This is a genomic window from Thermodesulfobacteriota bacterium (assembly GCA_039028315.1).
Lineage (GTDB): Bacteria > Desulfobacterota_D > UBA1144 > Nemesobacterales > UBA2774 > CR02bin9.
Map to the genome: position 1 here is coordinate 1 of JBCCIH010000065.1, position 11,082 is coordinate 11,082.

Below are 11,082 nucleotides of genomic sequence, written 5' to 3' on the forward strand. Positions count from 1 at the left end.
CAAAGAATGTGAGACATTTGAGGATATATCAGGGCTTTGGAAAAAAAGACCCTACTTAGCCGTGGCGCTGGGAGTATTTATGTTCTCACTGGCCGGAATACCCCCGACAATAGGGTTTTTCGCTAAATACAGAATATTCTTGTCTGCAGTCCAAGCGGATTTTTACTGGCTTGCTGTACTTGGTATATTGGCCAGCGTTATTTCAGCATACTACTACTTAAGAGTGCTCGTATATGCATTTATGAAAGAAGATACGGCCAGCTTTCCGTCATTTAAGATTGCTTCATCAATAGTTTTAGTTGTGCTCTGCATCGGAACGCTTCTTCTTGGGATTTTTCCACTAGATTCCTGGAATCTTGCTCTAGAAGCTGCCGGATCAGTACTGGTTGCTTTTAGCGGACAGTAAAAAAACTAGTTGTATTAACCACTTATATCCGTAATATTTCTAATAACTAAAGCTAACAATTTTGAATACTTAAGCTAAATATTGTATAATTAGCTTTAACAATCCATGGCAAGAAAAAGTAATTCTAAAAAATCTTCCTCTGACAATCTTACTAGAGAGCTTATTGCAGCATTTTTATTCTCTCTTGGGATTTTTTCGGCCCTAAGCCTTATTTTTTACAGCTCAGGCACGGATCAAGACGTCCAGGGTGCTATGGGACAGATTGGTGATTTTATTGCTCAAATACTGGGCCAAGCATTTGGAGTATGTGCTTTTGTAGTCCCGGTAGTACTATTTTACTCATCCGTTGTTGTTTTCTTAAATAGAGCAGGCTCTGGTCTATATAGAAAAGCAATTTCATCCTTCATCTTCCTTTTGGCAATAATGACATTTCTTGGATTAGCCTTTGCCAATACAGACTTTCTGGGTTACAACCCATCAGGCGGGTGGATTGGAAGCTCGATAGCTACAATGCTAAGAGACAGTATTGCCGGAACAGTTGGGTCATATCTCATTGTAACTATTTTGTTTTTACTGAGTTTAATAATAATATCGAGTCTTACGCTAACAGAGTTAATTACTTCGACGGTAAAGTGGGCAATGTATATTTTTGAAAATGTATATGCAGGATCAAAGTATTTAGTACTTGAGGGAAACAAAATATTTTCCAACCTAAAAGAGAACTACTCAAAGTCCAAAGCCGAGTCAATTGAAGAGCCAATATTAGCTGAGGAAAACACATCAATAAATCTAAATGGGAAGCATAGCCCTGTCGACGAAATATTAAATGAAGAAATCATAAATTTAGAGGACGAGGTGGTAACAGATCGCCCCCAAGCTTTAATTGAATCAGATCCTGATCAACCTCAAATAGTAGTAGAAACGCCAAAGTTAGATGGACTTGAAGAGTTCTTCCCTAAAAAAGAAGTTCTACATAGCGATTATGTATTGCCGTCCACTGACCTGCTTGATCCTAAGTTGGAAACCAACGTTCAGATAGATAAAAACGCAGTATTTGATAAAGCAAAACTCATAGAAGATAAACTGGAAGATTTCGGCGTTAAGGGAAAGGTGACGGAGATAAGACCCGGTCCTGTAATCACTATGTTCGAGTACAAACCGGCACCTGGAATCAAGATAAATAAGATTGCTTCACTTGAAAATGATCTTGCTATGGGACTAAGCGCAGTAAGTATTAGAATAATCGCGCCAATTCCAGGTAAAGATGTTATCGGTATTGAAGTTCCAAACACAAAGCGCGAGTTAGTAGTATTAAGAGAAATGCTAGAAGATCCTGAGTTCTCTAAAAGCGAGTCTTTCTTGACTCTGGCGCTTGGTAAAGATATCGCCGGTCTTCCATTTTTTATGGATTTACGAAAAGCGCCTCATTTGATGATCGCCGGTACTACCGGGTCAGGAAAGAGTGTTCTATTAAATGCAATAATCACAAGCATGCTCTACAAGGCAAGCCCAAGAGAGCTTAAGTTCATTATGATCGACCCTAAAATGCTTGAGTTGTCAGTATATGAAGACATACCTCACCTTCTGCATCCTGTGGTTACCGAGCCTAAAAAGGCTTCAGCTGCTCTTAGGTGGGCTGTACATGAGATGGATGAGAGATACAGGATTTTATCTGAAGAAGGTGTTAGGGATATTGAGAGCTATAATAAAAGTCTTATGAAGCGGGATGATGAGGACAAGTGGGACAAGTTTTTGCCTTACATAGTAATAGTTTTAGATGAGCTTGCAGATCTTATGATGGTGTCAGGAAGTGAAATAAAAGAGTCTATAACAAGACTTTCTCAAAAAGCGCGTGCATCAGGAATTCACCTTATTGTTGCAACCCAAAGGCCATCGGCTGATGTGGTTGCCGGACTTATTAAAGCTAACTTCCCTGCTAGAATTTCCTTTTTGGTATTTTCAAAAATTGATTCAAGAATAATTTTAGATGCTGGAGGAGCAGAACGTCTTTTAGGAAAAGGAGATATGCTTTTCTTAGAGCCCGGCACCTCTAACCTCATGAGGCTCCAGGGAGCTCTTATATCAGATGAAGAGAGAGAGGGCATTACGGAATATATTAAATCTCAAGGCAGGCCTGAATATAACGAGGAGATCACACACGTTGAAGAGCAGGACGGTGGGGAGGATCTTGATGATGAGAAGGACGAGCTATACCAGCAGGCGCTTAGAACCATAGCAGAAACTGGTCAAGCATCTATATCAATGCTCCAGCGAAGACTAAAGATTGGTTACAATAGAGCTGCGAGAATTGTGGAGATTATGGAAAAAGAGGGGGTTGTCGGACCCCAAGAAGTTGCGGGCAAGCCAAGGGAAGTATTTATAGATCTAAGTCAGTTTGAAGAGAGGCAATAATGGTCAAAATAATATTACCTATTTTTATGTTTCTGTTTGCACTAAGCATGCAGGCACATGCTGAAGATCTAGATTCTGTTTTGAATAAAGTTCAAAAAAAGTATGATCAGATAAACAGCTTTCATGCTGTGTTTATTCAAGAGTCGGAGGTAAAAGCACTAGATAAAGTTCAAACAGCCCAAGGAGAGGTCTGGTTTAAAAAGCCGGGTAAGATGAGATGGAACTACAACACTCCTAACATGGACCAAATAGTCTCTGATGGAAAGACCCTGTGGTTTTATGACGAAGAAGAAAAGCAAGTCATAGAAACTCCACTTAACCAAGTCTCTGAGACTGAGTCTACGACAACACTTCTTTCTGGTCTAGGTAATCTGCAAGAGCTTTTTAAAGCAAGTTTCTCAACTTCTGAAAATCTAGATGCAAACGGTAGTTATTTGCTTGACCTTGTTCCGAAAAATGATGAAGAATACAATAAAGTTACTATATCAGTAGGCAAGCAAGATATGATGGTAAATACTATTTATCTCTACGATGCTTTTGGGAATCTGACAACAATGAAGCTCGAAGATGTAAAGTTAGATAGCGATGTGTCTGATTCACTATTTGTATTTAAAGCGCCTGAGGGCACTGAAGTAGTAAAGCCCCCGTCACTTCAATAATCACTGTTAGTTTTGAGATTTATAATTAGCGGTCAATTTCGCCAAGAACGATGTCCAAACTTCCAATGGCTGCAATCACATCTGCAACTAAACTGCCTTCGACCATTTTAGATAGTGCCTGCATGTTAACGAATGAAGGTCCGCGCACTCTCATTCTATATGGCTTTCCTGTGCCGTCGCTTATTAGATAGTAAGAAAGCTCACCTTTGGGGTTTTCTACAGCATGCTGTACTTCACCTGCAGGCGGTTTAAAGCCTTCGTAGACAATAACGAAATGTCTGATAAGTGATTCCATTTTTGTGTAGGTAAGTTCTTTCTCTGGTAGAACAATATCTGGAAGATCGGCAATATAGGGACCGTCGGGCAGATTATCAAGCGCTTGCTCTATAATTTTTAGGCTCTGGCGCATTTCCTCAAATCGGCATATAAACCTTGAGTATGCATCTCCTTCATTTGCGATCGGGACTTCAAAATCATAGTTCTCATATCCAAGATAAGGATTTGCCTTTCTTACGTCATAAGGAACGCCGCTTCCTCTAAGAGCAGGGCCTGTTAGACCCAAGTCGACTGCGTCCTCAGCACTAATAACAGCAACATTTTTTGTTCTTTCAATCCAGATTTTATTTCTAGTTAAGAGGTTGTCTACCTCTTTCATAGTTTTTGGAAACTCTTTTAGGAAATTTCTTACAACCTCTTCAAAATTATCCGGAAGATCCAAAGGAAGCCCGCCCACCCTTGGATAAGACGTCGTTAGCCTTGCGCCGCATACTGTTTCTAAAATTTCATAGATTCTCTCTCTTTCCTTAAAGCAGTATAGAAAAGCACTCATTGCTCCAAGATCAAGGGCGTTAGTTCCGATTCCTACTAGGTGAGATTCAATTCTGCCGAGTTCAAAAAGTATTACCTCGGCAACTTTTGCGCGCTCAGGAATCTCATCCTCAATACCAAGTAGCTTTTCAACTGTAAGTATGTAGCCGATGTTGTTGCATATTGATGCAATATAGTCCATTCGGTCTGTGTAAGGTAGACACTGCTGATAAGTAATGTGCTCGCAAAGCTTCTCGATTCCTCTGTGAAGATAACCAATATAAGGTACGGCCTTAACGACCATCTCGCCGTCTAAATGCAGTACTACTCTTAAAACTCCGTGGGTCGCCGGGTGCTGCGGTCCCATATTGAGCATCATCGTCTCAGTACGGGTGCCGTCATCATTAACTACAAACGGCTCTTCGCTTATGAATTCAATCCTTTCCATTATTAGTTGCCTTCTTCAACAGCTTTTTCAAAAGATTTTTTGGACGGTTCCCTGTTTCTGACATCAAAGTCTTTTCTAAGTGGGAAGGGTCCATAATCTTCAGGCAAAAGAATTCTTCTAAGATCTGGGTGCCCTATGAATTCAATACCGAACATATCGTATACTTCTCTTTCTAGCCAATCAGCACTACCCCAAACAGAAACTACAGAATCTATCTTGGCTTCATCTGAGTTTAGCTCTGCTTTAAGCCGCATTCGTATGTTTTCTTCATAATCAGGGCCAAATCTGTGTACATGATACACAACTTCGTAACGAGGTGATTTTACTTCCAAGTAGTCGACTGCTGTAAGGTCGGCTAAAAACGAGAAATCCAAATTTTCTTTCAAATAATTACAAATATTTGCGATTTGATTGCTGCTGACTAATAAAGTAGTTTCCCCTCTATACTCTTTTGTATCCAAAATGTCTTTAGGAAACTCGTTTTTTAGTAAACTGACCGCCTGCTCAATATCAAAACTCATACTACAGGCGCCCCTTTCATCTCAATTTTCTTTTGTATCTTCATTACTGCATCAATTAATGCTTCTGGTCTTGGAGGGCAGCCGCCGACATATACATCAACAGGCAAAAACTCATCTATGCCTTGTACAACTGCATAGCTATCAAATGGTCCTCCTCCGCAAGTACAAGAACCCATTGCGATAACCCACTTTGGCTCTGGCATCTGGTCATATATTCTTCTGCACACAGAGGCCATCTTATAAGTAATAGTGCCTGACACAATCATTAGATCGGCTTGTCTGGGTGAGAATCTGGCAACCTCAGCGCCAAAACGAGATAGATCGTATCTTGACGCAAACACTCCCATCATTTCAATAGCGCAGCAAGCCGTGCCAAAAGGCATAGGCCATAGGCTATTTTTTCTGCCCCAATTGGCAAAAGCTTCAATTGTTGTTGTTAAAAAACCCTCTCCGCCCAAGAGCGGATCTGAATTTACTCCCAATCTAATGCTCCTTTTTTAATTACATAAAAATATCCTGCCATGATAACTATGAGAAAAATTATTACTTCTACAAAAGCCAGCATCCCTAGATCTTTATATACACTCGCCCAGGCAAATAGAAATACAGCTTCCACGTCAAAGAGTATAAATAATGCCCCAACAAGGTAGTACTTTATTGAGAACTTTCCTCTTGTATCGCCGGTTGCAGTCATCCCGGATTCGTATGGTGCAAGCTTTCCCTTAGCCTCTTTCTTAGGACCCAATTGAGAAGAGAGCCCAATCATTATGCAAGCAAGACCAATTGCGAATATTAGTATTAGTAGAATTGGTATATACTCGTAAAGCACAGCATTATGTTATGTGGAATGGAAAAATTGTCAAGGTTATAAAGAGCTCAAAATAGACTTATTTTTTCTCAAACTATCAGATGAATTTATATGTTAGAATTAAAGAAAAACTCAGCGGGGGTATATCATATGTTCAAAGTTCTCTTATCGTTGTTAATTGTATTGATTTTCTCTATCAGCAGTTATGCAGATGTAATATTCGAGATTGATCAGAAGCAAATAAATCCGGAGGCGACCCACAAAACCAAAGGTATGGTAAAGGGAAAAAATTTCAAGATGGATTTTTATGAGAACGGGGAAAAATTGGACGGTTCTATGATATATAGAGGCGATACTAAAGAGATGATCATGGTCAGTCACCAGGATAAATCTTATGTAGTTTTGGATGAAGCTACACTAAAAGAGCTTGCCGGGGTCATGTCTCAAGCTATGGCAGAGTTTGAACAGGCCATGAAGGATGCAACTCCAGAGGAAAGAGCTATGATGGAGCAGGCTTTGAAAGGCAGAATGCCTGGTATGGGAGATAGCGAAGTGGTTGAGCCTATAATAAAAAAGGCAGGTTCTTCAAAAGTAAACTCTTACAGCTGCACTTTATATGACGTCTATAAAGGGGATGAAAAAACAAGCCAACACTGCGTTGCCCCTTGGGCAAGTATAGAGGGCGGAGCGGAAATGAAAACTGTAATGCTTGAGATGGCAAATTTTATGGATGAGATGGCTAAATCATTCTCCAAAAGCAAAGGTTTTATGGGCAAGCAGATGCAGTTTGAAAATAATGTCTTCGCTCAGCTAAGAAAGATGGATGGTTTTCCGGTACAGACAATTGATTATGATAATGGACAAGTAGACAGCGAATCACAACTAGCGTCCACAAAAAAAACAGCTGTAAATGCAGCAGACCTTGAGCCGCCCGCTGGTTACACAAGACAGAACATGGGTCTTTAACAATGAAAATCTAAGGGAGTGGAGAAATGAGATCACACAAATATATATACCAATTCACTGCGGTAGTTTTTATGCTTACACTTTTTTTTGGCTACAATGAAATAGCACAGGCAGGCAAAACAGTGTGCGATTTTCAGCATAGAGAATGTTTTACAGAGGCCGGGTTTCCAGCTTGTTATAAAAAGATAGATATAGAAAAATACTATCAGTTTGTAGGTGAGAACCAGTTAGAGTTGGCGGAACAGATAATAGATGATGATAAAAAATGTATTAAATTGTCTGGAAATGAAAAGGCTTTTTTACAGGATAAGGGCGGAGGCTATGTAAAGTTTGGGATTAGAGGTCAGAACGTCACTTTTTGGGCTAAAAGGGACGCTCTTTTTGCTAGATAGCCCTGGGAACTGTTAGTTGAAAGTAAGACTGAACAAATTTCTCTCTATGTGCGGAGTGGCTTCAAGAAGAAATGCCGATGAGCTAATAAAAGCAGGCGCGGTGAGCATAAATGGTCAGGTGGAGAAGAACTTAGGCTCTACGGTTTCCCCTGATAATGATATTGTTCAAGTCAGAGGGGTTGTGGTCAAGCCTGAAAAAAACAGATATATCATCTTAAATAAACCCAAACTATTTATCACAGCACTTGGCGATGGCCAAGATGAGAAAAAGACAGTTGAGCAATTACTTGCAGATATTCCTCAGAGAGTCTATCCGGTAGGAAGGCTCGATTACGATGTTGAGGGTCTTATTGTTTGCACTAATGACGGCGATCTAGCCAACAAAATCCTTCACCCAAGTTTTGAATTAAAAAAGACATATATAGCTATAGTTAAAGGAAATATATCCGGTCCAAAAGTGCAAAGAATGTCAGAAGGAGTAGAGCTCGATGACGGTTTTGCTCATCCTGATTCAATAGAGCTGATAACTAGTGATAATAGCACGAGCACGGTAGAGATCTCATTTCATGAGGGAAGAAACCATCTTGTCAAAAGGTTTTTTGCAGAGTTCTCACACCCCGTAAAACAGTTAAAAAGAGTAGCTGTTGGTCCACTTGAACTGGGCAATTTAAAAAAGGGAAAGTGGAGAGACTTAAACGACAATGAGCTAATGAAATTACGAAGAGCCCTTGAGCCAGGGCATTGAGGTACTCTTTTACCAGCTAGCCTTAATATGTTAGGTTCTTTATTAGCTTATAAATAAATCCGGATTTAATAATTCTTCGTTCCAAAGGTAAAATCATTTATGTTCATAACTTTTGAAGGCATTGAAGGTAGCGGAAAGAGTACTCAAGCTAAGCTACTAGCAGAGCATCTGACTCAGATCGGGCACAAAGTTACACTAACTAGAGAACCCGGGTGGGGAGAACTCGGAGAACTAATTAGGCAAGTTATATTAGATAATAGGGATTTGGAGCTTGACGCGTTTTCTGAACTATGTCTTTTTTGCGCAGACAGAGCACAGCATGTAAGAGACTTCATCAGACCTAAATTAATTTCAGGCGAGATTGTAATATGTGACCGCTATTTTGATTCAACTGTTGTATACCAAGGATACGGCAGAAAACTGGATAAGAGGCTTGTAAGTAGGATTGCAACAGCTTCAACGCTTGATCTAATCCCTGACATTACCTTCTTGTTAAATCTGCCTGTTATTAAAGGCCTATCTAGGCTAGAAACTAGAGGCGATACCACAAAGATGGACGAGGAACCAGTCGAATTTCATGAAATGATCAGACAGGGCTATATGCTAATAGCTAAGCGCGAGCCTAATAGGATCAAGAAGATTAATGGGGACAGGCAGATGTTAGATATACACGCTGAAATCAGAAACACCCTTGCGGAGATAATCACTTAAGAGCTAAATATGTTTAATAACAAAATTATTGGCCACGATTTTCAAAAAAATATACTTCTCAGAGCTGCCCGGGATAATATGGTCTCACATTCTTATATATTCTCCGGTCAGGATGGCATTGGTAAAAAACTGATAGCACTTGAATTTGCAAAGCTGATCAACTGCACTTCAGATAATGAAATTCAAGCCGATGCTCCCAGGACAAACTTATGTGAATGCGGACCATGCAGCAAAGTAGAAAAAGGAATTCATCCGGATGTTATTTATGTTGAGTATGAAGGAGTTAAGAGTATAAAAGTCGAGCAGATCAGAGAAGGAGTTGAGGAGAAGCTATACCTTAAATCCTTTGAGGGTAAGTATAAAGTTGTAATAGTTGATGAGGCACACAGAATGAGCAGCGGGGCCCAAAATGCTTTTTTAAAAACACTAGAAGAGCCTCCCCCTAATTCGGTTATAATTCTAATAACATCGTCTCCGGACAAGCTGCTTCCAACAATACGCTCTAGATGTCAGCTCGTTAGGTTTAATTCACTGCCCCAAGAGCGTATTTTTCAGATACTTGAAGAACGTAGTGATTTAGCCACAGAGCAAGCGCTTATTAGCTCTAAACTTTCTAAAGGCAGCCTCGGAAAGGCCCTTAATATGGACTCTGATTTGTTAGAATGGCGAAAGGAGCTTGTTCAGTTTCTAATAAATCTTAAGCCTAATTCCGCAATGAGAATAATTGGTTTAGCTGAATACATGCCGCTTGGCTCTAGTGCTGAGGATATGGAAAAATTAGAGCAGACATTCGAATTTATATCACTTTGGCTCAGGGATCTTATGTTAATTAAAACTGGTTCGGAGGAAAGTCTTATCACAAACATAGATTTGATACAAGAAAGCGCTGAGATAGCTCAAAGCTTAGAGCTCAGGATTATATCAGAGAGAATGAGCGCGGTTGAGAGAACTTGGAATGATATATACAACCTTAATGCAAACAAACAGCTTTCGTTTGAAAATCTTTTTATTAAACTCGCAAGTTAGGGTATTATCTAAGCTCTTTAATCTTAAAAATATGTTTAGGAAATTTTGTGGAGATTAATTTTTATGTCTAAATCCTTTTATGTCACCACCCCTATCTATTATGTAAATGACGTGCCTCACATTGGACATGCATACACTACAATTGCAGCGGATGTTATTGCGCGCTTTAACAGGCTCAAAGGTAATCAAGTATTTTTTCTCACTGGTACAGACGAGCATGGTCAGAAAATAGAAAGAACAGCAGAGGCAAATGGCGAGAAGCCAATTGAGCTCGCAAACAGGGTAGTTACAAGATTTCAGGATCTCTCGGGAGCATTAAACATAACAAATAATGACTTTATCCGTACTACAGAAGATCGGCACAGAATTTCAGTAGAAGAAATATTTAAAAGAGTGGAGGCGGCTGGAGATATCTACCTTAGTGAATATGAGGGCTGGTATGACGTGAGGGAAGAGGCATTTATCACTGAGACCCAGCTTGAGGAAATCCAAAACCTTCCTGAAGACAAAAGGCCTGTGATCGAAAAAGTAAAAGAGGAAAGCTACTTTTTTAAACTTTCGGAATATCAAGAGCCTCTATTGGAGTACTATAAAAAAAATCCTGATTTTGTTCAGCCGAGTTACAGATTAAACGAGGTTGCCCGTTTTGTGGAGGGTGGGCTCAGGGACCTTAGCATTAGTAGAACCACATTTAGTTGGGGCATACCGGTTCCGGGTAATCCTAAACATGTAATCTATGTTTGGTTTGATGCTCTAACCAATTATATAACTGGTGTTGGATTCCCATCTAACATGGAAATGTTCGAGCAGAACTGGCCAGCAGATGTGCATTTAGTAGGAAAAGACATCCTAAGGTTTCACGCTGTATACTGGCCAGCGTTTTTAATGTCTGCGGGTCTTCCACTACCCAAATCGGTATTTGCACACGGATGGTGGACAGTGGAGGGCGAGAAAATGTCAAAGTCGCTTGGGAATGTAGTTGATCCATACCAGGTAGTTGAAGAGTTCGGAGCGGATGTGTTTAGATATTTTCTCCTAAGAGAGATTCCCTTTGGACAGGATGGGGATTTTTCTAAGAGCGCAATTGTAGCAAGAGTAAACGGTGAGCTAGCAAATGGTCTAGGCAATTTGGTAAGTAGGACGCTTGGAATGATAGAGAAATATTTCGATGCAAATGTCCC

Annotated in this window: 13 protein-coding genes; 9 read left to right on the top strand and 4 right to left on the bottom strand. The window is 40.0% G+C overall.

Translation table 11 applies throughout. The annotated features are described in order from the left end of the window. From AAF462_05535 to lolA, 3 genes are all read left to right on the top strand, one after another. Positions 1-406: proton-conducting transporter membrane subunit (locus AAF462_05535; protein ID MEM7008582.1), on the top strand; the 406-nt coding region annotated here is incomplete at its 5' end. A gap of 105 nt (positions 407-511) precedes the next feature. Continuing rightward, entirely contained in the window at positions 512-2,818 is a 2,307-nt protein-coding gene (locus tag AAF462_05540; protein MEM7008583.1) for a DNA translocase FtsK 4TM domain-containing protein, read from the top strand. Continuing rightward, positions 2,818-3,477, top strand: a complete 660-nt coding sequence (gene lolA, locus AAF462_05545) for an outer membrane lipoprotein chaperone LolA (GenBank protein MEM7008584.1) — start codon at positions 2,818-2,820, stop codon at positions 3,475-3,477. The genes AAF462_05540 and lolA overlap by 1 nt, the downstream gene beginning before the upstream one ends. Before the next feature lie 25 nt (positions 3,478-3,502). On the opposite strand, the gene nuoD is transcribed toward lolA, so the two are convergent. From nuoD to ndhC, 4 genes are read right to left on the bottom strand one after another with little or no spacing between them, the layout of a single operon-like run. After that, positions 3,503-4,732 (bottom strand): NADH dehydrogenase (quinone) subunit D, encoded by a 1,230-nt coding sequence (gene nuoD, locus AAF462_05550; GenBank protein MEM7008585.1) that lies wholly within the window; start codon positions 4,730-4,732, stop codon positions 3,503-3,505. A 2-nt stretch (positions 4,733-4,734) separates the two neighbouring features. Beyond that, complete coding sequence (locus AAF462_05555) at positions 4,735-5,253, bottom strand: NADH-quinone oxidoreductase subunit C (protein MEM7008586.1); 519 nt, start codon at positions 5,251-5,253, stop codon at positions 4,735-4,737. After that, entirely contained in the window at positions 5,250-5,711 is a 462-nt protein-coding gene (nuoB, locus tag AAF462_05560; GenBank protein ID MEM7008587.1) for an NADH-quinone oxidoreductase subunit NuoB, read from the bottom strand. The genes AAF462_05555 and nuoB overlap by 4 nt, the downstream gene beginning before the upstream one ends. A gap of 14 nt (positions 5,712-5,725) precedes the next feature. Continuing rightward, complete coding sequence (ndhC, locus tag AAF462_05565; protein MEM7008588.1) at positions 5,726-6,082, bottom strand: NADH-quinone oxidoreductase subunit A; 357 nt, start codon at positions 6,080-6,082, stop codon at positions 5,726-5,728. Between the two features lie 129 nt (positions 6,083-6,211). Between ndhC and AAF462_05570 the strand changes: the two genes are divergently transcribed. The 6 genes from AAF462_05570 to metG form a co-directional block, all read left to right on the top strand. Further along, positions 6,212-7,027, top strand: coding sequence for a DUF4412 domain-containing protein (locus tag AAF462_05570; GenBank protein MEM7008589.1), 816 nt, complete (start codon positions 6,212-6,214; stop codon positions 7,025-7,027). Positions 7,028-7,053: 26 nt separating this feature from the next. Then, complete coding sequence (locus AAF462_05575; protein MEM7008590.1) at positions 7,054-7,419, top strand: hypothetical protein; 366 nt, start codon at positions 7,054-7,056, stop codon at positions 7,417-7,419. A 16-nt stretch (positions 7,420-7,435) separates the two neighbouring features. Beyond that, a complete protein-coding gene (locus tag AAF462_05580) occupies positions 7,436-8,164 on the top strand; it encodes a pseudouridine synthase (protein MEM7008591.1) in 729 nt (242 codons plus the stop codon). A gap of 99 nt (positions 8,165-8,263) precedes the next feature. Next, on the top strand, positions 8,264-8,875 hold the full coding sequence (tmk, locus tag AAF462_05585; protein ID MEM7008592.1) for a dTMP kinase: 612 nt from the start codon (positions 8,264-8,266) through the stop codon (positions 8,873-8,875). A 9-nt stretch (positions 8,876-8,884) separates the two neighbouring features. Beyond that, positions 8,885-9,901 carry a DNA polymerase III subunit delta' gene (locus tag AAF462_05590; GenBank protein ID MEM7008593.1) on the top strand — a complete coding sequence of 339 codons (1,017 nt, stop codon included), beginning with the start codon at positions 8,885-8,887 and terminating at the stop codon, positions 9,899-9,901. Positions 9,902-9,964: 63 nt separating this feature from the next. Next, on the top strand, positions 9,965-11,082 hold a 1,118-nt coding region (gene metG / locus AAF462_05595; protein MEM7008594.1), incomplete at its 3' end, for a methionine--tRNA ligase.